This is a genomic window from Acrocarpospora macrocephala, assembly GCF_009687865.1.
GTDB lineage: Bacteria > Actinomycetota > Actinomycetes > Streptosporangiales > Streptosporangiaceae > Acrocarpospora > Acrocarpospora macrocephala.
Genome location: NZ_BLAE01000087.1, coordinates 16,902 through 39,439, shown reverse-complemented (window position 1 = coordinate 39,439; position 22,538 = coordinate 16,902). Strand labels below are relative to the sequence as shown.

Genomic DNA, 22,538 nt, shown 5'->3' with positions numbered 1-22,538 from the left:
GGGGAAGTCAATTTCTAGCAGTCACCGCCGACAAAGACGCCCGCCGTACAACGCTCAGAGCGTTCGGTCGAGGGCGGCGAGCATGGCGTCGTCCAGCATCTCGGCGTGGCCGCCGACGAGATAGCGCTCCACGATCTCCAACACCACCGTTTCGCTCTGGGCCATCTTGTGTGCGACGTGGTCCGGCCCCGCCGTGGCGGGCGCATCGCTGCGCAGGTAGGTGAGGTCGGCGAAGTAGGGGAGCACCCACGGCAGCGAGTTGCGGGTGAACGAGTCGCCGATGAGCAGGGACCTGGGCTGGAACAGCGGCGCGCGGTCCGAGGCGTTCGCGATGCTGAACGACGCGGGCAGCTCGCGGTCGTCCTTCCTGAGCTGCTGTACGCCGTCCCGGACCAGGCGCCACCGGTCGATGATCTCCTCGCGGGGCGCGCCCAGCAGCCCGCCTAGGTCTCCCTTTCGCGCCATCTGCCCGACCTTCACCAGCCGGGTGTGCCGGGACAGGCCAGGGTGGAGGGTACGGGCCAGCTCGATTCCGTACAGTCCGGCGGAGTGTTCGGTCCAGTGGCTGTCGGTCCGCCAGTACGCCGGCGTGCCGGACTCCAGCTGCGCCCGCTCCAGCGGACCCCGAAGATCCACGTAACCGGGCAGATGTGCCGCCCGCAGCGCGGCCCAGAACTCCTGCTTGCGTTTCCGCAGGCAGTCCTGGCCGGGGAAGCTCTCCGGCAGCCGGTTCGGGGAGATCGTGGTCTTGTCGGGGGCGACTGTGAACAGGAATCGCCTGCCGGACTTTCGTACGATCTCGGCCAGACGACGCAGGCGATCGAGGGTTTCGGCGATGGACCAGCGCGGTCGGCAGGCTTCGGTGACATCGTCACCGAAGTAGAGCCAGCCGTCGCGCCCCTCGATCACCCGCGGGTAACCCGTGCCGTACGACGGGGCGTGCCCGAACAGGAAGTCCGACAGGGTGGCGTTGCCGCGTACCGCGTGCTGTCGCAGTGGCAGGTGAGCGGTCGCCCAGGCCTCCGTGTCCGGGATGACATCCCAGCCGCGCGACAACGCCGGAGGCTGCGGCAGCCTCCGGTTCTCGATCTCCGCCGCACGATCGCCCGCGGCGAAGGCCAGGGCGGGACCGAAGAAGAACAGCGCCGCCGCCAGCAACGGCCCTCGCGCTACGGTCATCGGTGTCCCTCACTCAGAACTGGTAGTAGAGGAAAGGGCTGAAGGTGCCGGCGGCGACCAGCATCGCCGCGTACGGGGCGGCCACCCACGTCAGCGCGGAACGCGCCACCCACGCCGCCGGTCCCCGTTCCGATTCGATCAGTGGGCCGAGCGCGCGCGAGGCCGGCAATGCCACGACGACCAGCGCCAGCGCGAAGGTGAGCATCCGCTGGCGGTTCACGGCGAACTCCTCCAGACCACCCGGCCTCCAGGTGAACATCGCCTGCAGCATGTCCGCTGCCTCGGCCATGCTCTGCGACCGGAAGAGCACCCAGCCGACCACGACCAGCAGGAGGGTCGTGCCGCGCCGGAGCGCCAGGGCCCAGACAGCGCGGGGCGGGCGGTCCCAGCCGAGCAGCCGTTCGGCCACCAGCAGGCCGCCGTGGTACAGGCCCCACACCAGGAAGGTCCATTCGGCTCCATGCCAGAAGCCGCAGAGCACAAAGATGATCAGTAGATTGCGGTAGGTCCGCGGGGCGCCACCGCGGTTGCCGCCAAGCGGGATATAGACGTAGTCGCGGAACCAGCGGGACAGCGACATGTGCCAGCGCCGCCAGAAGTCGGTGATGGAGTACGCCGAGTACGGCCGGTTGAAGTTCTCCGGAAGCCGGAATCCGACCATCATGCCCAGGCCGATGGCCATGTCCGAGTAGCCGGAGAAATCGAAGTAGATCTGCAGGGTGTACGCCAAGGCTCCCAGCCACGCCGTCGCGGTCGTGAGTTGACCGCCTTCGTGCGCGAACGCGGCGTCCACCACGGGGGCGAGCGAGTCGGCGACGATCACTTTCTTGGCCAGCCCCAGGGCAAAGCGGGGAAACCCGACGGCGAGGCCACCGAAGCGGTCGCGGCGGGTGTCGTCCAGCTGTGCGGCGATCTCGTGGTAGCGAACGATCGGCCCGGCGACGAGCTGGGGGAACATCGTGATGTACGTGATGAACCGGACGGGGCTTCGCTGGGCGGGCGTGCTACCCCGGTAAACGTCCACCACATAGGAAAGGTGGTGGAAGGTGAAGAACGATATTCCGATCGGCAGGGCGAGAGCCACGATCGGGGTGTCGCCCAGTCCCAGCAGGCCCGACAGCGCGTCGATCTGCCGGCTGGCGAAACCGGCGTACTTCCAGACCGCAAGAATCGCCACATCCCACCCGACGGTCGCCACCAGGACTGCCCTGCGTGCGCACGGCCTGTCCCGCAGCCGTACCGAGTCAAGCGCGAGCCCCGCCCCGTAGTTGACGGCGATGGCCGACAGCAGCAGCACGGTGTACGGCCCTGCGCCCCAGGTGTAGAAGAACAGGCTGGCCGCGGCGACGACCCCGTTGCGGTGGCGCGGCGGCAGCAGCCAGCAGGCCAGCAGCGTGACCGGCATGAAGAACCACAGGAACAGAGGGGAGGCGAACGACATCGGTGTCCCGGGGATAGCGGAGGCCAACGCCCGGAATTCCAGCAAGTACCCGATCACGCGGGCGTAACCGGATTTGGTTACGCTCGCGTTATTTCGCCTCTGACACCCTTGACCCGCGCACCCGGGTAGCAGGGGGAGAGACGATGCGGGTCCTGATCGCCGAGGACGAACAAATGCTCGCCGACTCGATCGCGGCGGGCCTGCGCGACGAGGCGCTGGCCGTGGACATCGCCTACGACGGCGAGGCGGCCCTGGAGCGGCTCGCCGTCCACGACTACGACGTGCTCATCCTGGACCGGGACCTGCCACTCGTCCACGGCGACGAGGTCTGCCGGAACGTGGCCGAGGCGGGAGGCCTCGTCCGGGTCCTCATGCTCACTGCCGCAGGCGGCGTCCGGGACCGCGTGGCAGGCCTGTTCCTCGGCGCCGACGACTACCTGCCCAAGCCGTTCGCTTTCGAGGAACTGGTCGCCCGGGTACACGCGCTGGGCCGCCGTACCAGACCCGCCGATCCGCCTGTCCTGCGACGCGCCGACATCAGCCTCGACCGGGCGCACCGGCAGGTCTTCCGCGCCGGGCGCTACGTCCCGCTGGCCCGAAAGGAGTTCGGCCTGCTCGCCGAACTGCTGCGGGCCCACGGCGCCGTGGTCTCCACCGAAGAACTGCTGGAGAAGGTGTGGGACGAGCACATCGATTCCTTCACCAACACGGTGCGGACCACGATGATGAAGCTGCGCCGCAAACTGGGCGAGCCCCAGGTCATCGAGACCGTGCCGGGAGTCGGATACCGGATTCCATGAGAACGACCATCCGGATGCGGTTCGCCCTGCTGTTCGGCGCCATGTCCCTCCTGATCGGCGGCCTGCTGCTGGCCGCGGTCTTCCTCATCGTCCAGCAGAACCTCGGGCCCCTCCCGCAGGAGGAGGACATCCTGTTGCTTCGCACCGGCGACGGCAGGTGGGAGCCGATGGACGAGACGCCCCGGGCCCAGGCGGCCTACGAGCGGGCGGTCCAGCGGGTCTACCTCCGCAACACCCTGGACAACGTACGCAACCTGGGAGCCCTCGCCCTGCTCGGAACCACGGCGATCGCCGCGGCCACCGGCTGGTGGGCGGCCGGCTTGGTGCTCCGCCCGGCCCGGAAGATGACCGCCGCCGCCCGGCGCGTGGCACTCAGCCACGACCTGGCCGAGCGCATCGACTATCACGGCCCAAACGACGAGATCAAGGAACTGGCCGACATCTTCGACGGCATGCTCGGACGGCTGGCCCGCGTCCTGGACGGGCAGCGGCGGTTCATCGCCAACGCCTCGCACGAACTGCGCACCCCGCTCACCGTCAACCGCACCCTGGTAGACGTGGCGGTCCGCGGACCGGGAGCGACCGCGGAGGTCAGGCAACTCGGCGAGTCACTGCTGGTGGTCAACGCCAGGCACGAGCGGCTGATCGACGGCCTGCTCGCCCTGGCCGAGGGCGACCAGGCCGTCCTCGACCGGACCCGCTTCGACCTGTCCGACGTGGTGGAACATGTGGTGGACCAGGCGGCAGCCGAGGCCGCGGAACGCGGGATCACCATGCACAGCGCGCCGGGATCCGCGCCGACCGCAGGTGACCCGGCGCTGGTCGAACGGCTGGTGCAGAACCTCGTGGAGAACGCGATCCGGCACAACCTGCGGGACGGCGCGGCATGGGTGACCAGCCGACGGCGCGGCGACATGGTGGAGTTGGTGGTCGAGAACACCGGGCCTGCTGTACCGGCCTACGAGATCGAGGCGATCTTCCAGCCGTTCCGGCGGCTGCGCGGCGACCGGCTGAACTCCGAGCGCGGCAGCGGCCTCGGCCTGTCGATCGTCCGGGCCATCGCCAGCGCGCACGACGGCACGGTTACCGCCCGGCCACGCGACGAGGGCGGCCTTGCCGTTACTGTGCGGCTGCCGTACGAGGAGTGATGGCTCGGCTACGACCTCGTGCGCGGGATCAAGCCGCCCGGCCAACATCAGCGAAGCGCCCAGGCATTCGACTCGGCCACCTGGTCACCGATCCGCCACCCGCTCGAACGACTTCGCCGCCCCCCTCGAACCCCGCGTGACGGGGTTTCTGCATGTCAGGGGCTACTTCAGGAGTTGACGGGCCATCACCATCCGCTGGATCTGGTTGGTGCTCTCCGGGCGATGAGTCGCTCGGGGCATTCTTGCTGTTCAGAGATGGTGATCATTGCCTCATCACACAGCGCCGAGAAACTACAGGTGAAGGACGTTTCGCCCGATCAAGGCCGCCTTCCGCATGAATCGGATGGGAAGTCCTCAAGTACGTCGCTGCCGAAACGTCCCCCGGTAGGAGGCACCGTCGAGGCCTTCCGCCTGTAGCGGGAGCTATCCCCCATCGCCGACCGGAGACCCCTACGCGGCCGCAGATAGCTACCGGTGGCCGGTAGCTACCGGCCGATCTTGTCAACATGGACGGTCTGTACGCGCTCATGGCCCGCCGTCAAAGCGGTGAGGTGCGGCACGTCGGACGTGACGATCACGACAGGGCCTTCTTGGGCCAATGCCGTGGCCGCCACCATGGCGTCAACGGCCTGGTCCGTGGCCAGTCCCGCCGCGCCGATCAATTTCCCGGCCCGCTCCCCCAGTGCTTTACTGACCGGTTCGACCACCACACCCCCGAGGACACGATGTATCCCGGCGTCACGTGGTGTACCACGCAGCGCCTCAGCCAGAATGGCGGCTGACGTGAGGACACGCCGACCATCCAGGTGTGCCGCGTGCAATCGGACGTACATCGCCCTGTCCGTCGCCGCACGCGACAGGCCTTCGTTGTCGAGGATGAGCGCACCAAGCTCGCGCGGACGTACCCGCTGTCGGCGCTTCACGACCTCGGCCACTCAGCCCGCGCCGCCGCCAACTCCTCTTCGGTGACCGGGCCATGAAACTCCCGGAGCTCCGCTACCAGGTCTCCCAACCGATCGTGCTCCAGTTGCCGGACCAGCGCATGGGTGATATACGCCGAGACGTTGCCCTGCCCTGCCCGGGCCCGCAATTCGGCGGCAACATCTGAAGGCACGGTGATGCTCATCTTGTCGCTCCTCAACGGTTCACCCATACTCCAATCCTACCAAGGGGAGGATTGGCATGCTCAGACATCCGGCGCTCATGACCACCGGTGACATCATCCGCGACGTCTCCTGGCTCTGAACCGGCCAAGCATGCCGATCCGGCTTCAGGCTCTACGCCCACATGATGCCGGGCTCCCACGATCGCGCCCGCAGGCAATCGACGACGGCCTGTTCAGGCCGCGGCCGATCTCTCACGGAACAGGGACGAACAGTGATCGTTTAAGATGTTGAATCGGACATAAGGAACCCCGCCATCGAACCCCGTGTGGCGGGGTTTCTGCATGTCAGGGGCTACTTCAAGAGCTGCCTCGCCATCACCATGCGTTGGATCTGGTTGGTGCCCTCGTAGATTTGGGTGATTTTGGCGTCGCGCATCATGCGTTCTACTGGGTAGTCGCGGGTGTAGCCGTAGCCGCCGAGGAGTTGGACGGCGTCGGTGGTGATGTCCATGGCGGCGTCGCTGGCGGCGCATTTGGCGGCACTGGAGAAGAAGGTGAGGTCTTTGACGGGGGTGCCGTGCATGGCCAGGTCGGATTTGGCGGCGGCGGCGTAGGTGAGTTGGCGGGCGGATTCCAGTTTCATGGCCATGTCGGCGATCATGAATTGGAGGCCCTGGAAGTCGGCGATGGGGCGGCCGAATTGTTTGCGTTGTTTGACGTAGCCGATCGCGTAGTCGAGGGCGCCCTGGGCGATGCCGAGAGCCTGGGCGGCGATCGTGATTCGGGTGTGGTCCAAGGTGGCGAGGGCGGTTTTGAAGCCGGTGCCGGGGGCGCCGATCATGCGGGTGGCGGGGATGCGGACGTTGTTCAGGATGACCTGGCGGGTGGGGGAAGCCTTGATGCCGAGCTTCTTTTCCTTGGGGCCGAAGGAGACGCCCTCATCGGATTTCTCGACGACGAAGGCGGAGATGCCGCGAGGGCCGGCGGTCGGGTCGGTTACGGCCATGACCGTGTAGTACTCGGAGATTCCGGCGTTGGTGATCCAGGACTTGGTGCCGTTGAGGATGTAGTGGTCGCCGTCGGGGACCGCGCGGGTTTTCATGGCGGCGGCGTCGGAGCCAGCGTCGGCTTCGGAGAGGGCGTAGGAGAACATGCCGTCGCCGCGGGCGACCGGGGTGAGGTATTGGGTTTTGAGTTCCTCGGATGCCGAGAGCAGGAGAGGGACGGTGCCGAGTTTGTTGACGGCGGGGATCAGCGAGGAGGAGGCGCAGGCGCGGGCGATCTCTTCGATGACGATGACGGTGGCCAGGGCGTCGGCACCGGCGCCGCCGTATTCCTCGGGGATGTGGACAGCGTGGAAGTCGGCCGCGACCAGGTCTTTGTAGACGTCGGCGGGGAACTCCTCGTTCTCGTCGGCGGCCGCGGCACGGGGGGCGATCTTTTCGTCAGCGAGAGCGCGGACGGCTTCGCGCAGCATCTCGTGCTCTTCGCTGGGCGAGTAGAGAGGCACACTCATAACAGGATTGTAGGACGTCCAAGTATTGGTCGGACGCGGGGTGGGTACCCACGCCCGGATGGGTCGGCGGTTGGCCCCGCGACTCGGGCGACATCCGAGGTTGGCTCGCTCTGAGATGGCAGGTCGCCGGCGGTGGGGTGCGCTGTCGGGAGGCCCGGAGTGGGTGTCTAGCCTGGGATAACATTCCGGGACGCAAAAAGCTGGGCAAATGAGGGGAGCGTGGCTGTGGCGTACCGTCTGACCGTGTTGGGGACTGGGTACTTGGGGGCCACGCACGCGGCGTGTATGGCGGAGCTGGGGTTCGAGGTTCTGGGGCTGGATGTCGATCCGGAGAAGATCGCGAGCTTGCAGCGGGGGGAGTTGCCCATTCATGAGCCGGGGCTTGAGGAGATGCTGCGGCGGAATCTGGCGACTGGGCGGTTGCGGTTCACCACGTCCTATGAGGAGGCGGCGGAGTTCGGGGACGTGCACTTCGTGTGCGTGGGGACGCCGCAGAAGAAGGGGGAGTATGCGGCGGACGTGTCCTATCTCGACGCCGTCGTGGAGTCGCTGGCCCCGCATTTGAGGCGGGAGTGCCTGGTGGTGGGGAAGTCGACGGTTCCGGTCGGTACGGCACAGCGTCTGGCCGACAAACTCGCGCTCTTGGCGGGGCCGCATGTTGAGCTGGCGTGGAATCCGGAGTTCCTGCGTGAGGGGTTCGCGGTGCGGGACACGCTGAAGCCGGATCGGCTCGTGTTCGGGGTCGCGTCAGAGCGGGCCGAGAAAATTCTTCGTGATGTGTACACGCCGCTGGGTGATGTGCCGACCGTGGTCACCGATTTCCCGACGGCCGAGCTGGTCAAGTCCGCGGCGAACGCGTTTCTGGCGACCAAGATTTCCTTCATCAACGCGATGGCCGAGGTCTGTGAGGCGGCGCATGCGGATGTGAAGCAGTTGTCGCTGGCGCTCTCTTTCGATGAGCGTATCGGCGGGCGGTTCCTCAACCCGGGGCTGGGTTTCGGGGGTGGGTGCCTGCCCAAGGATATTCGGGCGTTCATGGCGCGGGCCGGGGAACTGGGCGCGGATCAGGCGCTTTCCTTCCTGCGCGAGGTGGACGCGATCAACATGCGACGGCGGGCTCGTATGGTCGATCTCGCGCGCGACTTGGTCGGCGGTTCCTTCCATACTCGGACGGTGGGTGTGCTCGGCGCGGCCTTCAAACCGAACTCCGACGACATCCGCGACTCTCCCGCCCTCGACGTCGCCCTCACAATCCGCCAGGAAGGCGGCGCCGTGACTGTGTACGACCCGGTCGCCCTGAACAACGTCCGCAAGGTCCACCCCACCTTGGGCACCGCCGACTCTGCCCTGACCGCGGTCCGGAACGCGGACGTGGTACTTCTCCTCACCGAATGGCAGGAATTCGTCGACCTCGACCCCGAAGCCATCGGCACGGTCGTCAACACCCGCAACATCGTCGACGGCCGCAACGCCCTGGACTCCGAAGTCTGGCGCGCGGCGCACTGGAACTACCGCGCCCTCGGCCGCCCATAGAACGAGCGCGTTCCAGGCTCCGCGCCGTTATCCGGCGCCGCTTACCTCCGTCCCACGTCTCGCCGCACCGGCGCCAAAAGGGTGCCAGCGCGTCAGCTGGTTCCCGATGCCCACGGGTGAAGCGGGGCTTCAGTGTGGAGTTCTTCGCCGTTATCCGGCGCCCTTTACCTCCGTCCCACGTCTCACCGCACCAGCGCCAAAAGGGTGCCAGCGCATCGGCTGGTTCCCGATGCCTACGGGTGGATGGTGGCTGCTTCGGTGCGGAGGTTTTTGCCTTTGGCGTGGGCCTGGTCGCGGAGGGTTGTTTGGAAGGTGACCATGCGGCCCTGGAGGGCGGGGTCATGGGCGGCGAGGATGCGTACGGCCAGGAGGCCTGCGTTTCGGGCGCCGCCGATGGCTACCGTGGCGACGGGGACGCCTGCGGGCATCTGGACGATGGACAGGAGTGAGTCCATTCCGTCGAGGTATTTGAGCGGAACGGGTACGCCGATCACGGGGAGTGGGGTTACCGAGGCGAGCATGCCGGGCAGATGTGCCGCGCCGCCCGCGCCGGCGATGATGACTTTCAGGCCGCGGGAGTCGGCGTGTTTGCCGTAGTCGATCATTTCGGTGGGCATGCGGTGGGCGGAGACGACGTCGGCCTCGAATGGCACACCGAATTCCGCCAGGGCTTCGGCGGCGGCTTTCATGACCGGCCAGTCGGAATCGCTGCCCATGACGATGCCGACCTGCGGGGTGGCCTCTGGCTGGGTTTGCGTCATGTCAGGATCCCTTCAAACGAAGAAGTAGTACCGAGCCCGCGTGTGAACTCCGCCCGGAACATCATGAAGACCACGCCGGTCGTCGCCCCAGGCCGGTCATCGCCTATGGCCAACGTCAGACCGGTCCCCTCAGGCAGGTCACGGCATGACGGGCGCGGGCGCGTACATCGTCCAGGTCGGTGCCGAGTGCGGTGACGTGTCCGATTTTTCGGCCTGGACGGACTTCCTTCCCGTAGAAGTGCAGCTTGATGCCTGGGTCGTGGGCGAGGACGTGCTCGTATCGGGAGAAGATGTCCGGGTCGGGGCCGCCGAGGAGGTTGGCCATGACGACGACGGGGGCGGTCATGGCGGGAGAGCCGAGCGGAAGGTCGAGAACAGCGCGGAGGTGTTGTTCGAATTGGGAGGTTCGGGCGCCTTCGATGGTCCAGTGGCCGCTGTTGTGTGGGCGCATGGCCAACTCGTTGACGACCAGGCCGGTTTTGGTCTGGAACATCTCGACGGCGAGCAGGCCGGTGACGCCGAGTTCGGCGGCGATGGTGAGCGCGATCCGCTGGGCTTGGGCGGCGTCTTCGGCGTCCAGGTCAGGAGCGGGGGCGATCACTTCCACGCAGATGCCGTCCTCCTGAACGGTTTCCACGACCGGATAGCTGACCCCCTGCCCGTGCGGGGACCGCGCGACAAGCACGGCAAGCTCCCTCTCGAAAGGGACGAAAGCCTCAGCAATCAGCTCAACACCATTTTTCAGGACCTGTGCGGCTTCGCCAGCGGATTCGACCACCCAGACCCCTCGTCCGTCATAACCCCCGCGAACCGCCTTCAAGACGACCGGCCAGCCGTTCTCCCCCGCGAACTCCTCAACAGCCGACACCGAATCCACACGCGCCCAAGCCGGACAAGGCGCACCAATAGCCCCAAGCCGCTCACGCATGACCGCCTTGTCCTGAGCATGGATGAGCGCGTCAGCCCCGGGCCGCACCGCGACCCCCGCCTCCGCCAGCACCCGAATATGCCCACCCGGCACATGCTCATGATCGAACGTGACCGCGTCACACCCATCCGCGAACGCCCGCAGATCATCCAGATTCCGATAATCCCCAAGCACCGTCTGAGTGATCACCCGCGACGCGCTCTCGTCAGGCGCGTTCGCCAGCACCCGCAACTCCACGCCAAGCGCGATGGCCGCCTGCTGAGTCATCCGGGCAAGCTGCCCAGCACCGACCATGCCGACGACAGGCGCAACGTTAGGGCTGTTCACAAAGGGCTAGCTTAGCCCGCGGTGATATGCGCGAGTTCCCGCCGGACCCCGATCGTGGTCATCTTGCCCGCTTTGCTGACCCGCGTGGTCAGAAAGAGGACCTCACTCCCGGTGAGCTTCCCCGCCTTGGCCTTCCCGGTAAACGCTTTCACCGTGGCAGAGCCGTACCGAGCGTGGCGAAGAGCACCACGGCCGGCCCCGGGCTTCTGCGTGAAGACCAGCGTGATCGCATGGAAGACCAGGGCGCCCCCATCGGCGAGCAGCAAGGCCCGGGACGCATCCGTGGCCAGCCGCACATCCACCGAAACCCGATCAGGCCTGGCCTTCCGCGGGGTACGGAGCAGCTCCTCCAGCAGTGTCCGCACCGGATCCCCCGCCGGGAAGGTGACCCCGCTCACCCCGGCCGGATCGGTGAGATACGTCAGATACTGCTGCGGCACCAGCCGAGCCTTGACGATCATGTCCGTCGCCCCCGTCGGCACCGCGTCCTCCGCGGGCGCCTTCCCGAGCAACGGAATCGGCCCGTACGCCAGCTGCCACACCCCATCCTCGAAAGCGAAGACGAAATACGCCGGATCAGGTTGCCGCGCGAGCGCCGCGAACCAGGCCCCTTCCTCCTGATCCCCCGGCAGAAACACCTCAATTTCCGAATAATTCGGAATATCAACCCCCGGCAGCCCATTCTGCACGGCCGCACACACGGTCGCCCCGAGCTCGCCCTCCGCCCAGGCCGTCAAGGAATCCACCTTGCCGCAGTCCACCCCCCGCCAGGCATCCCGCAACTCCGGCAGAATCTCCAGCGCACGCTCGGCCGCGTCCAGCGTCAAGGCCAGCGGCGAAGGCTCGCTGGAAACCGGCGCCGCGACCGGCTGCCCCCCACACGCCACGACCCCCACCAGGCCGAAGACACAAACCCCACGACGAACGCGCCCCCCCATGAGGCCCATGATCCCGGAGTCTCCTCACCAGCGAAACGCCCAATGTCCGCGCGAGCGTAACACCGCCTTTTGCCCCAATAGCCGGAAATTTACTGAAATGTTCTTGGGTGAGCTGGGAAGAACCTGTGTCAGGGTGGAACGGGACTCCGGTGCGGAGCACGGGCCGGTAGCCTGAGACGAACCCCCAAGCAGGAAGGACCGTACGGCTCGTGCAGCTCATCCGTCGCGCATACGAGCGGTTCGCCGCACTCGTCCACGAAGTGTTGAAGTTCGGCACCGTGGGTGCCATGGCCTTCGTGATCAACTTTGGCGTCGTCAACATCCTGTGGGCCCTGTGGGGGTCGGAGGGCACCCTGACCGCGAAGGTCATCGCGACGGTGATCGCCGCGACCTTCGCCTACTTCGGGAACCGCTACTGGACCTTCCGCCATCGTGAGCAGAGCGGCCTGGCCAGGGAATACGTGCTGTTCTTCATCTTAAACGGGGTCGGCCTGCTGATCGAGCTGCTCTGCCTGGGCTTCAGCCGCTACACCCTGGGCCTGGACAGCCTGATCGCCAACAACATCGCCACCCTGATCGGCACAGGACTCGGCACCTTGTTCCGTTTCTGGTCGTACAAGCGATGGGTCTTCCTGGCTCCGGAGCTCCAGCCGGAGGCGGTCGATCAGGCGGGCCCGCTCACCACCCGGTGACGGCGGCCGCCCTCCCCCACCTGGCGGAGAAATATGGCGAAGGTCGCCGGGCGCGGCTTGATCAGTTCCAGCCGCCCCCCGTCGGCCACCACCAGGGAGCGCGCGAGCGTCAGCCCTAGCCCGGTCCCGCGTCCCCCGGTCACGTTCCGCTCGAACACCCGGTTCCTTATCTTCTCCGGCACGCCTGGCCCCTGGTCGGACACCTCGATGACGATCGACTTCTCCGAGCTGGTGGTGGTGATCCGCACCGGGCCTCCGCCGTGCTGGAGCGAGTTGTCCAGCAGGGTCGCCACCACCTGGCTCAGCCCGCCGGTGGTGGCCAGCGCGAGCAGGCCCCGGGTGCCCAGCAGCTCGATGACCCGGTGGGACCGCCGGAACGCGGGCTCCCACTCGCCGATCTGCTGGATCAGGACCTCGTCGATGTCGATCGGCTCGGCCTGGGAGTGCCGCTGCCGCCGGGCGGCGGCCAGCAGTTCGTCGATGACGGCGGTGAGGCGCTCGGCCTGCAGGATGGCGGCCTCGCCCTCCTCCCGCACGATGGCGGGCTCCGCGGCCGCGGCGACGATCTCCTCCAGGCGCATGGTGAGACCGGTCAGGGGGGTTCTGAGCTGGTGTGAGGCGTCGGTGGCGAACTCGCGCTCGCGGCCGAGCAGCTCGGAGATGCGGATGGCGCTGCGGTCCAGCACCTCGGCGACCCGGTCGAGTTCGGGGATGCCGTAGCGGTGCCTGCTGGGCCGGGCGTCGCCGGATCCCAGCCGCTCCGCGATCTTCGCCAGGTCCAGGAGCGGCAGGGAGAGCCGGCGCGAGGTCACCACGGCGAGGCCGATGGCCACGCCGAGCGCGGCGACCGCCAGGGCGATGGTGAGCAGCAGCCGGGCCCGTATCTCGTGGTCGATCTGGGCGGTGTCCCTGCTGACCCGCACCACGCCGTTCTCGGAGCGCGCGTCCTCGGTGAGCGAGCGGTTCGCCGGGGGTTGCGTGCCCACGGCGATCGGGGCGATGCCGCGGAACGCGACCTGGATATACCGGTTGGGGTAGTTGCTCGCCAGCTGCTTGGGGTCGACCGGCTGCTCCTGGCTGATCGCGTACTCCACGCTGATCAGCACGCGGGTCGCTTCGGCGTTGAGCTCCTGGGCGGCCTCGTCGTTGATGAGCCGTACGACGACCACGCCCAGGGGCACACCGAGCAGCAGAACCGCGATGACCGCCACCAGCAGCATCGAGGAGAGCAAACGCCTCCGCATGGCCCCTTACTCGCGTTCGAAGCGGAAGCCGACCCCTCGCACGGTAGTGATGTACCGAGGCTTGGCGGCATCGTCGCCGAGTTTGCGGCGCAGCCACGAAATGTGCATATCCAGGGTCTTGGTGGAACCCCACCAGTTGGTGTCCCACACCTCACGCATGATCTGTTCGCGCGTGACGACCTTTCCGGCGTCCCGGACGAGGACCCGGAGCAGGTCGAATTCCTTGGTGGTCAGATGCAGTTCCTTGTCGCCCATCCAGGCGCGGCGCGAGTCGGCGTCGATCCTGACGCCCTGGACCACGGGCGTCTCCGAGGTGCCGCGCCGGAGTAGAGCCCGGACCCGGGCGAGTAGTTCGGCGAGTCGGAACGGTTTGGTGACGTAGTCGTCGGCCCCGGCGTCGAGGCCGACCACCGTGTCGACCTCGTCGACACGGGCGGTGAGAATGAGCACGGGCGTCCCGTGGCCTTCGGCCCTGATGCGACGGGCGACCTCCAGCCCGTCCATCTCGGGCAGGCCAAGGTCGAGAACGATGAGGTCGACGCCCCCCGAAAGAGCCCTTTCCAGGGCCTGCGGGCCGTCCGGACTCACCTCTACCTGATAGCCCTCCCGGCGCAGTGCGCGCGCAAGCGGCTCGGAGATCGAGGTGTCATCCTCGGCGAGAAGTACGCAGGTCATGAAGCGATCGTAGGACCTTAAGCGATCGTTTCCCGGCAGCAGCGCGCGGTTTGACTCGTCGTTGACTTATCAATTGACCTGGGCAAACACTCCTAAAGGTCGGTTTATCGCGGTAGTTCATCCGCCCGAAGGGGGTAGGGGCACGGGAAAAAAGAAGCCCGCCGGGTGGACCCGACGGGCGGCCGATCACGAGGCCGATGGTGGTTCCGCGTATCGCTGGAGATACAGCTGATCGCCCAGGGTGTCCATCAACTCGAGTTCGGTCTCCAAGTAGTCGATGTGGTGCTCCTCGTCTTCGAGGATCTCCTCGAAGAGCAGGGCCGAAACGATGTCCCCACGCTCGCGCATGAGCGCGATCCCGGGCCGCAACCGCTGCACCACGCCCAGCTCCAGGTCGAGGTCGGCCTGAATCTGCTCGCGCACGGTCTGGCCGATGTGCAGGGTGAACAGCTTCTGGTAGTTGGGCAGGCCTTCGAGGAAGAGGATGCGGTCGGTGAGCTTCTCCGCGTGCTTCATCTCGTCGAAGGACTCGGCCCTGGTGTAGCTCGCCAGCTTCGTGAAACCCCAGTTCTCCTGCATCTTGGCATGCAGAAAGTACTGGTTGATGGCGGTGAGTTCGGAGGTCAGCTGCTCGTTGAGCAGCGCGATGATCTCTCTGTCGCCCTGCATGACGGGCCCCTTGGATCTATGCGGTGGTGATCAGGTCTTCGGACCGTTTCAGGATTGCACAGATCTTCCGGACACATGAGCCGCAGTCGCCTCCCGCGCCGGTGGTGTCGCGCACTTGCCGGGCGCTCTTCGCGCCTGCCGCGATACAGGCGTGAACCTCCGTATCGGTCACGGCGTGGCAAATGCAGACATACATGACGGGAGAAAGCCTCTCAGAAGTAGGTTAGGCACACCTAAGGTAGCCTACTTTGGTAAGGCTTGCCTATGTGAGGCTCACCACACGTCAATGTCCCCTGTGCAGCCACTCCGCCAGATGCGGGGCCTCCGCGCCGATGGTGGTGGAATCACCGTGCCCGGTGTGCACGATCGTCTCCGCCGGCAGCGTAAGCAGCCGATCTTCGATCGACTCGATAATCGTCTCGAACGAGGAGTACGACCGCCCGGTCGCCCCGGGCCCGCCCTGGAACAGGGTATCCCCGCTGAACACCACCCCGAGCTCCCGCGCGTGCAGGCAGACGGCCCCCGGCGAGTGCCCGGGCGTGTGCAGTACGGTGAGCGCCACCTCCCCCGCGTCGATCACCTGCCCGTCCTTCAACGGCACGTACGGCACATCGCTCCCGTAGTGCATCTCCCACAACACCTGATCGGCCGGATGCAGCAGGATGGGCGCCCCGGTCGCCGCGGACACCTCGGCCGCCGCGTCGATGTGATCGTTGTGGCCGTGCGTGCAGACGATGGCGGTGACCCGCCGATCGGCCACCGCCGCCAGGATCGCGGCCGCGTCGTGCGCCGCATCGATGATCACGACCTCGTCGCCGGAGCCGACCAGCCAGACGTTGTTGTCGACCTCCCAGGTCCCGCCGTCCAGCGAGAAGCTGCCCGAGGTGATCAGGCGGTCGATGCTCACAGCACCACCGCCGAGCGCAGGACCTCGCCGCGGTGCATCTTGGCGAAGGCCTCCTCGACGTCGCCCAGGCCGATGGTCTCGGAGACGAAGCCGTCCAGGTTGAGGCGGCCCTGCAGGTAGAGGTCGATCAGCATGGGGAAGTCGCGGCTGGGCAGGCAGTCGCCGTACCAGGAGGATTTGAGCGCGCCGCCGCGGCCGAAGACGTCCAGGAGCGGCAGGTCCAGGCGCATGTCGGGGGTGGGCACGCCGACCAGCACCACGGTCCCGGCCAGGTCACGGGCGTAGAAGGCCTGCTCGTACGTCTCCGGCCGCCCGACCGCCTCGATCACCACGTCGGCGCCATGACCACCGGTGAGCTCGCGGATGGCCTCGACGGGGTCGCTCTCGCGGGAGTTCACGGTGTGCGTGGCGCCGAAGTCGCGAGCCCACTCGAGCTTGCGCGGGTCCACGTCCACGGCGATGATCGTCCCGGCTCCGGCCAGCTGGGAGCCGAGGATGGCCGCGTTGCCCACGCCGCCGCAGCCGATCACGGCCACCGAGTCGCCCCGGCTCACCCCGCCGGTGTTGATGGCGGCGCCGAGCCCGGCCATCACGCCACACCCGAGCAGACCGGCCACGGCCGGCTTCGCCCGCGGGTCGACCTTGGTGCACTGACCGGCCGCGACCAGCGTCTTCTCGATGAAGGCGCCGATGCCGAGCGCGGGGCTGAGCACGGTTCCGTCGGTCAGGGTCATCTTCTGGGTGGCGTTGTGGGTGGCGAAGCAGTACCAAGGGCGGCCGCGCAGGCAGGCCCGGCAGTTGCCGCAGACCGCCCGCCAGTTGAGGATCACGTAGTCGCCGGGTTCCAGGCCGGTCACGCCCGCGCCGACGGCCTCGACCACGCCGGCGGCTTCGTGGCCGAGCAGGAACGGGAAGTCGTCGTTGATGCCGCCCTCGCGGTAGTGCAGGTCGGTGTGGCAGACCCCGCAGGCCTGGATCGTGACAACCGCTTCGCCGGGGCCCGGGTCCGGGACCAGCACGGTCTCCAAGGTGACCGGCGCACCCTTACCTTTAGCGATCACGCCCTGGACTTCATACGACATTCCGCACCTCCGTGTGTTTGATCAGGATTTCCATGAGCGGCCTCGCCGTCAAGCTGACCCTCGCCGCAGCAGATAGGGCTGGACCAGCCCGAGCCCGCGGGCCGGGCGGCGGCGGATCTTGACGACCTCGATGCCCGCCAGGCCGGTGACGCTCTCGGCCAGCGCGCTGTCCGCGACCACGCTGCCCGGCCGGGCGATGGCGGTCAGCCTGGCTGCCAGGTTGACGGTGGTGCCGAAGACGTCGCCCATCACCGGCAGCACGGGGCCGTAGGCGAGACCGATCCGCACCCCGGGATCGCCCTGCCCGAGCGCGTCGACCAGGTCGAGGGTCATCCGGGCGGCGGTCTCGGCTTCGGTGGCCGTGAAGAGGACCTCGTCGCCGAGGGTTTTGACCAGGCGCCCGCCGTGCTGGGCGACCACGTCGGAGGCGCGGGCCTCGAAGCCTTCGACCAGGTCGGCCAGGGCCAGCTCGTCCAGCTCGCGGGAGACCCGGGTGAAGGAGACCAGATCGGCGAAGCCGACGGCCAGCGTCGTACGGTCGCCGTTCTCGGTGAGGGCCAGCTGGCGGCCGGCCGAGGCGGCCAGCTGGGCCCGCCAGACGTGCACCAGGGTGAGCTCGAAGTCGGGCAGCAGCAGCTCCGCAGCGCGCAGGACCCGGGCCAGGTCGGCGTCGGTGGGCGCTTGGTCCCGCAGGGCGCCGATCATGATCTCGGTCTGCCACTGGGCCAGCCGCGCGGTGGTCCGGCCGAGCGCCCGGGTCATCCGGATCAGGGTGACCTCGTCCAGCAATCCGGCGTCCAGGATCATCCGGATCCTTTGTAGCGCCTGGAGGTCGGCGTCGGTGAAGGCGACCGCGTCGTCGGCCAGGCTGGCGAAGCCGAGCGCGCGCCAGATCCGCTCGGCCAGCTCCTGCGGGATCCCGGCGGCCGAGGCGATCTCACGGCGGGTGTAGCGCGGCGGCAGGCCCAGAAAAAGCCGCTGGATGTCGTCCGAAGTCGGTCGTCGGTCCGGGGTCCTGCCGTCGGGCGTCACTTGCCGTCGATGTTCCCGTCGGAGGCGTCCTCCACCAGCCGGAACAGCTCGGTGCGGACGGTCTGGATCTTGGGGATGTCGCGGTAGAGGATCTCGCCGCGATCGGAGGCCGACTCGACCTTCAGCGTGCCGCAGCCGAACAGGCGCTCCATCAGGGTCTGGTCGGAGCTGACCGAGTTGACCTTGGTGAGCGGGATGTCGTCGTCGGACTTGTTCAGGATGCCGGTGCTGATGTTGAACCGGTGCGTGGTCAGCGTGTACGACGTGGTCTTCCAGCGCAGGTACGGCACGAAGGAGAACAGCGTGAGCGCGACGACCGCGACCACGGCGACGGTGATCCTGGCCAGCCAGGCCCACTCGAAATCGCCGGGGATGAAGTAGATCGCGGCGCTGGAGGCGGCGACGACCAGAAGGAGCGCGAGGAAGGGCACGACGAGCCGCTTCCAGTGCGGGTGGAACGAGTGCACGACTCGCTCCCCCTCGGTGAGGTGATGATCGGGCAAACCCATGGACCGAATCGTGGCACGACGATCAGTTTCGTGTCGTGTTTTGTCCGGCACTTGGTTGTCACGGATTGGCTGGCCGGACATGCACCACATCTCCCACGCTCAGCAGGTGATCGGTCCCCTCGGACCGCACCATCAGGTATCCCGACCGGTCGATCCCGGTCGCCAACCCGATCAGTACCCGCTCCCCCGGCAGCTCCACCCGCACCTCCTGCCCCACCGTCGCGCTCCCCGCCAGGTACGCCGTGCGCAACCCGCACGACTCCACGTCCCCATCGGCCGCCACCCACTCCCGATACCGCGCCTCCAGCTCCCGCAGCACGGCCAGCAGCAACACGCCCCGATCCACCGTCCTCGCGCCGGACAGCAGCAGCGAGGTGGCCCGCTCGACCGGCAGTTCCTCCTGGCGCAACGTCACGTTGAGCCCCATCCCGACCACGACCGCCCGATCCACCCGCTCGGCCAGCACCCCCGCCAGCTTGCGCTCCCCCACCAGCAGGTCGTTGGGCCATTTGAGCCGCACGTCGACCCCGGTCTCGGCCCGTACGGCGGTCGCGGCGGCCAGGCCGAACAGCAGCGACAGCCAGGCCTGCTTGGGCAGCGGGACGTCCGGCCGCAGCAGCACCGAGAATGTCAGCCCGGATCTGGGCGGAGCGGTCCAGATCCTGCCGAGCCGCCCACGCCCGGCGAACTGCGACTCGGCGACCAGGACGGCTCCTTCCCGGATGCCCTCCCTGGCCGATTGAGCAAGATCGGCATTGGTGGAACCGGTGCGCTCGACGACCTTGACGGCCGACCACAGCGAGCCGGGGCGGACGAGCGCGCTCTGCAGCGCTGCCTGCGACAACGGGGTACGTTCAAGATCGAAAGACCGTGATTCTGGCACCCGACCATTTTCCCCTCCCGAGCGGCACTCTGTGACCGGATTGCCGCAATGACCTGGAATAACTACGTTGTGTAGTTGAACCACTACAACAAGTGGTCAAGGTTCGGCATAAGGTTGGGAAAGTACGTTTGAGGAGCGGAAATGGACCGGAAGAACTGGGCGAGCTGGAAACCCTTCGGGATCGGCGAGCGGAAGCCCAACAACTACCTGGAGCTGTGGAAGGCCTTCCGGTCGGTCAAGGGGAACCGGCGGTATGCGTGGCGGATCCTCACGCGGGGGACGTGTGACGGGTGCGCGCTGGGGACCAAGGGGATGCGCGACTGGACGATGGACGAGATCCATCTGTGCAACATCCGGTTGCGGCTGCTTCAGCTGAACACGATGCCCGCGTTGGATGTGGGCCTGCTGAAAGATGTGTCCGCGTTGCCGGCGCGGAGTGGGGAGTTGCGGGGGCTTGGGCGGTTGCCGTACCCGATGATCCGGCGGCAGGGAGAGGCGGGGTTCGCCAGGATCGGGTGGGAGGAGGCGCTCGATCTCGCGGCGGCGAGGCTTGGCGGGAAGGTGGGGGTTTATCTCACCAGCCGGGGAGTGCCCAATGAGAACTACTTCGCGGCGCAGAAGGCGGTTCGGGCGATCGGGGTGAACTCGATCGACAATGCCGCGCGGATCTGTCACTCGCCGTCCACGGTGGCGTTGAAGCAGGCGATCGGGGCGGCTGCGACGACGTGCTCGTACCAGGACTGGATCGGGTCGGATCTGATCGTGTTCATCGGGTCGAATCCCTCGAACAACCAGCCGGTCGCGATGAAATACCTGTATCACGCGAAGAAGGCGGGCACTCAGATTGCGATGGTCAACACCTATCGTGAGCCGGGGATGGAGCGGTACTGGGTACCGTCCAACGCCGAGTCCGCGCTGTTCGGGACGAAGATCACCGATCATTTCTTCGGGGTGAACATCGGTGGGGACATCGGGTTCCTGAACGGTGTGCTCAAGCATCTGGTCGAGAACGACTGGCTGGATAAGGCGTTCATCGATACGCATACGTCGGGGTTCGACGCCGTACGGGAATCGGTCGCCGCGCAGACGTGGGAATCGCTGGAAGCCCTGTCGGGGGCCACTCGGGAGGATATGTTCGCGCTGGCCAAGCTGCTTGGTGAGGCCAAGTCGGCCGTGCTGGTGTGGTCGATGGGTATCACCCAGCACGCGTATGGCGAGGAGAACGTTCGGGCGATCGTCAACCTGGCGCTGGCTCGGGGCTTTGTCGGCCGGGATAACTGCGGTCTGATGCCGATCCGGGGGCACAGTGGTGTGCAGGGTGGGGCGGAGATGGGGGCATATGCCACCGGTCTGCCTGGCGGGCTGCCGGTCACTCCGGAGAACGCGGCCAAGTTCGCGGAGTTGTGGGGATTTGAGATTCCCACAACGCCGGGGTTGACAGCCACGGACATGATCGACGCGGCGCACGCGGGTGAGTTGGATGTGCTGATCTCCTCGGGCGGAAACTTCCTGGAGGTCCTGCCGGATCCGGGTTACTGCCGCGAGGCGCTGTCCCGGCCTGGGCTGCGCGTGCACATCGACATCGTGCTTTCCTCCCAGATGCTCGTTCCGGGGGCGGGCGATGTGCTGCTGCTGCCCGCTCAGACTCGCTACGAGATGGCGGGTGGTGTCACGGAGACGTCCACGGAACGCCGGATCATCTACTCCCCCGAGGTCGAAGGCCCTCGAATCGGGGAAGCCTGGCCGGAGTGGAAGATCTTCACTGAGCTGGCCGCCCGGGCTCGGCCCGATTTGGCGGACCTGATCCGCTACCCCGGTGGAACTGCGGCCATCCGTGAGGACATCGAGCGCTCTGTGCCCTTTTATGAGGGTATTTCCGGTCTGTCTGCGTTCGGGGACAACGTGCAATACGGCGGCAGGCATCTCTGCCCCGATGGCCTGTTCCCCACTCCGGATCACCGTGGCCGTTTCAGCCCTGTGGGCCTGCCCGAACTCCAGCGGCCCGACGGCTCGTTCCTGGTCGCGACCCGGCGTGGCAAGCAGTTCAACAGCATGGTTCACGAGCGCCGGGACGGGTTCAACGGGGCGACCCGGCAGGCCGTGCTGATCTCCTCGTACGACGCGGACCGGCTTGGCCTGGCCGACGGCGCCGAGGTCACGTTGACCAGCTCGACCGGAAGTTTCACCGGGAACGTGCTGCGGGCTCCGCTGATGCCGGGCAACGTGCAGATCCACTGGCCGGAGGGCAACGTCCTGCTGGACAAGGCCCGCCGCTCCCCTGACGCGCGTATCCCCGACTACAACGCCTACGCGACGCTCGACCCGTCATGATCCGCCCAGGCCCGGTGACCCGGTACCGCGTCCGGCAGGTATCCGGAAATATCGCCAAAGATCGGCGTGATGATCTCGCTACCGAGGAGCCGTTGGAGATCCGGGTGCTGGCCGGAGGCGTCAGCCGTACCGTCGCGATCACCATGCGCACGCCGGGAGCCGATTTCGAGCTCGCGGCGGGTTTCCTGCACGGCGAGGGCCTGGTCAAACCCGGCGACATCCAGGCAATCGGCTACTGCACCGACGACGACGTACTCCCCGAAGCCCGCTACAACACGGTCTCCGTCCGCCTCCCCCAACTCCCCGACATCCCCCACCTAGAACGACATTTCATGACATCGAGCGCTTGCGGCGTCTGCGGAAGCGCCAGCCTCGACGCCCTGAAAGACCGCTGCGTCCCGCTCACCACCACCGCCCTGCGCGTCACCCCCGAAATCCTGTACGGCCTGCCCGCCACCCTCCACGACGCCCAAGGCGTGTTCGCCCGCACCGGCGGCCTGCACGCGGCCGGACTCTTCACCCCCGACGGCACGCTGGTGCAGACCCGCGAGGACGTCGGCCGCCACAACGCGGTGGACAAACTCGTCGGCTGGGCCCTCCTGCACGACCGCCTCCCCCTGACCGGCCACCTACTCCTGGTCAGCGGCCGAGCCAGCTACGAGATCGGACAAAAAGCCCTAGCCGCCGGAATCGAACTACTCTGCGCAGTCTCCGCCCCCTCCTCCCTGGCCGTCGACCTAGCCAGAGAGTTCGGCATGACCTTGATCGGCTTCCTGCGCGACGAACGCTTCAACGTCTACGCGGGCGCCGAACGCATCGAATAACCGACGTCTGACCC

The 22,538-nt window shown here is 67.2% G+C and carries 23 protein-coding genes; 6 read left to right on the top strand and 17 right to left on the bottom strand.

Annotated features, from left to right (window positions below; genetic code table 11):
• Positions 1–54: 54 nt before the first annotated feature.
• Positions 55–1,179 (bottom strand): alginate O-acetyltransferase AlgX-related protein, encoded by a 1,125-nt coding sequence (locus Amac_RS47470; RefSeq protein WP_155361032.1) that lies wholly within the window; start codon positions 1,177–1,179, stop codon positions 55–57.
• A gap of 13 nt (positions 1,180–1,192) precedes the next feature.
• On the bottom strand, positions 1,193–2,677 hold the full coding sequence (locus Amac_RS47465; RefSeq protein ID WP_246269159.1) for an MBOAT family O-acyltransferase: 1,485 nt from the start codon (positions 2,675–2,677) through the stop codon (positions 1,193–1,195).
• Between the two features lie 86 nt (positions 2,678–2,763).
• Here Amac_RS47465 and Amac_RS47460 point away from each other — a divergent pair, with 86 nt between their 5' ends.
• Positions 2,764–3,420 (top strand): response regulator transcription factor, encoded by a 657-nt coding sequence (locus tag Amac_RS47460; RefSeq protein WP_155361031.1) that lies wholly within the window; start codon positions 2,764–2,766, stop codon positions 3,418–3,420.
• Positions 3,417–4,568 carry a sensor histidine kinase gene (locus Amac_RS47455; protein ID WP_155361030.1) on the top strand — a complete coding sequence of 384 codons (1,152 nt, stop codon included), beginning with the start codon at positions 3,417–3,419 and terminating at the stop codon, positions 4,566–4,568. Before Amac_RS47460 ends, Amac_RS47455 begins: the two co-directional genes overlap by 4 nt.
• 485 nt (positions 4,569–5,053) lie before the next feature.
• Here Amac_RS47455 and Amac_RS47450 read toward each other — a convergent pair whose 3' ends face one another.
• The 3 genes from Amac_RS47450 to Amac_RS47440 all read right to left on the bottom strand — a co-directional run bounded on the left by Amac_RS47450 (position 5,054) and on the right by Amac_RS47440 (position 7,189).
• Positions 5,054–5,503: a type II toxin-antitoxin system VapC family toxin gene (locus tag Amac_RS47450; RefSeq protein WP_155361029.1), complete on the bottom strand. Its 450-nt coding sequence runs from the start codon at positions 5,501–5,503 to the stop codon at positions 5,054–5,056.
• Positions 5,488–5,694: a CopG family transcriptional regulator gene (locus Amac_RS47445; protein ID WP_246269158.1), complete on the bottom strand. Its 207-nt coding sequence runs from the start codon at positions 5,692–5,694 to the stop codon at positions 5,488–5,490. The genes Amac_RS47450 and Amac_RS47445 overlap by 16 nt, the downstream gene beginning before the upstream one ends.
• Positions 5,695–6,025: 331 nt before the next feature.
• Positions 6,026–7,189 (bottom strand): acyl-CoA dehydrogenase family protein, encoded by a 1,164-nt coding sequence (locus Amac_RS47440; protein WP_155361027.1) that lies wholly within the window; start codon positions 7,187–7,189, stop codon positions 6,026–6,028.
• A 225-nt stretch (positions 7,190–7,414) separates the two neighbouring features.
• Here Amac_RS47440 and Amac_RS47435 point away from each other — a divergent pair, with 225 nt between their 5' ends.
• On the top strand, positions 7,415–8,722 hold the full coding sequence (locus Amac_RS47435) for a UDP-glucose dehydrogenase family protein (RefSeq protein ID WP_155361040.1): 1,308 nt from the start codon (positions 7,415–7,417) through the stop codon (positions 8,720–8,722).
• A gap of 233 nt (positions 8,723–8,955) precedes the next feature.
• Here Amac_RS47435 and purE read toward each other — a convergent pair whose 3' ends face one another.
• From purE to Amac_RS47420, 3 genes are all read right to left on the bottom strand, one after another.
• Positions 8,956–9,483, bottom strand: a complete 528-nt coding sequence (gene purE, locus Amac_RS47430) for a 5-(carboxyamino)imidazole ribonucleotide mutase (RefSeq protein ID WP_155361026.1) — start codon at positions 9,481–9,483, stop codon at positions 8,956–8,958.
• Positions 9,484–9,598: 115 nt separating this feature from the next.
• Positions 9,599–10,738 (bottom strand): 5-(carboxyamino)imidazole ribonucleotide synthase, encoded by a 1,140-nt coding sequence (locus tag Amac_RS47425; RefSeq protein WP_155361025.1) that lies wholly within the window; start codon positions 10,736–10,738, stop codon positions 9,599–9,601.
• Positions 10,739–10,749: 11 nt separating this feature from the next.
• Entirely contained in the window at positions 10,750–11,676 is a 927-nt protein-coding gene (locus Amac_RS47420; RefSeq protein WP_155361024.1) for a hypothetical protein, read from the bottom strand.
• A gap of 209 nt (positions 11,677–11,885) precedes the next feature.
• On the opposite strand from Amac_RS47420, the gene Amac_RS47415 reads away from it, so the two are divergent.
• The gene (locus tag Amac_RS47415; protein ID WP_155361023.1) at positions 11,886–12,368 is read left to right on the top strand and encodes a GtrA family protein; all 483 of its coding nucleotides are present in this window, start codon (positions 11,886–11,888) and stop codon (positions 12,366–12,368) included.
• On the opposite strand, the gene Amac_RS47410 is transcribed toward Amac_RS47415, so the two are convergent.
• The 9 genes from Amac_RS47410 to Amac_RS47370 all read right to left on the bottom strand — a co-directional run bounded on the left by Amac_RS47410 (position 12,341) and on the right by Amac_RS47370 (position 19,330).
• Complete coding sequence (locus tag Amac_RS47410) at positions 12,341–13,612, bottom strand: ATP-binding protein (RefSeq protein WP_155361022.1); 1,272 nt, start codon at positions 13,610–13,612, stop codon at positions 12,341–12,343. The genes Amac_RS47415 and Amac_RS47410 overlap by 28 nt on opposite strands.
• A gap of 6 nt (positions 13,613–13,618) precedes the next feature.
• Positions 13,619–14,287, bottom strand: a complete 669-nt coding sequence (locus Amac_RS47405; protein WP_030451323.1) for a response regulator transcription factor — start codon at positions 14,285–14,287, stop codon at positions 13,619–13,621.
• A 186-nt stretch (positions 14,288–14,473) separates the two neighbouring features.
• Positions 14,474–14,956, bottom strand: coding sequence for a bacterioferritin (bfr, locus tag Amac_RS47400; protein WP_155361021.1), 483 nt, complete (start codon positions 14,954–14,956; stop codon positions 14,474–14,476).
• 16 nt (positions 14,957–14,972) lie between these two features.
• On the bottom strand, positions 14,973–15,152 hold the full coding sequence (locus Amac_RS47395; RefSeq protein WP_155361020.1) for a (2Fe-2S)-binding protein: 180 nt from the start codon (positions 15,150–15,152) through the stop codon (positions 14,973–14,975).
• 87 nt (positions 15,153–15,239) lie between these two features.
• Complete coding sequence (locus Amac_RS47390; RefSeq protein ID WP_155361039.1) at positions 15,240–15,857, bottom strand: MBL fold metallo-hydrolase; 618 nt, start codon at positions 15,855–15,857, stop codon at positions 15,240–15,242.
• Between the two features lie 2 nt (positions 15,858–15,859).
• Positions 15,860–16,945 carry an S-(hydroxymethyl)mycothiol dehydrogenase gene (locus Amac_RS47385; protein WP_155361019.1) on the bottom strand — a complete coding sequence of 362 codons (1,086 nt, stop codon included), beginning with the start codon at positions 16,943–16,945 and terminating at the stop codon, positions 15,860–15,862.
• 48 nt (positions 16,946–16,993) lie between these two features.
• On the bottom strand, positions 16,994–17,977 hold the full coding sequence (locus tag Amac_RS47380; protein ID WP_174900315.1) for an adenylate/guanylate cyclase domain-containing protein: 984 nt from the start codon (positions 17,975–17,977) through the stop codon (positions 16,994–16,996).
• On the bottom strand, positions 17,974–18,486 hold the full coding sequence (locus Amac_RS47375) for a PH domain-containing protein (protein WP_155361018.1): 513 nt from the start codon (positions 18,484–18,486) through the stop codon (positions 17,974–17,976). Before Amac_RS47375 ends, Amac_RS47380 begins: the two co-directional genes overlap by 4 nt.
• Before the next feature lie 58 nt (positions 18,487–18,544).
• On the bottom strand, positions 18,545–19,330 hold the full coding sequence (locus tag Amac_RS47370) for a biotin--[acetyl-CoA-carboxylase] ligase (RefSeq protein WP_246269157.1): 786 nt from the start codon (positions 19,328–19,330) through the stop codon (positions 18,545–18,547).
• Positions 19,331–19,510: 180 nt separating this feature from the next.
• Between Amac_RS47370 and Amac_RS47365 the strand changes: the two genes are divergently transcribed.
• Both Amac_RS47365 and fdhD read left to right on the top strand, forming a co-directional pair.
• Positions 19,511–21,700 (top strand): FdhF/YdeP family oxidoreductase, encoded by a 2,190-nt coding sequence (locus tag Amac_RS47365; protein WP_155361016.1) that lies wholly within the window; start codon positions 19,511–19,513, stop codon positions 21,698–21,700.
• Positions 21,697–22,524, top strand: coding sequence for a formate dehydrogenase accessory sulfurtransferase FdhD (fdhD, locus tag Amac_RS47360; protein ID WP_155361015.1), 828 nt, complete (start codon positions 21,697–21,699; stop codon positions 22,522–22,524). The genes Amac_RS47365 and fdhD overlap by 4 nt, the downstream gene beginning before the upstream one ends.
• The last annotated feature ends 14 nt before the right edge of the window (positions 22,525–22,538 follow it).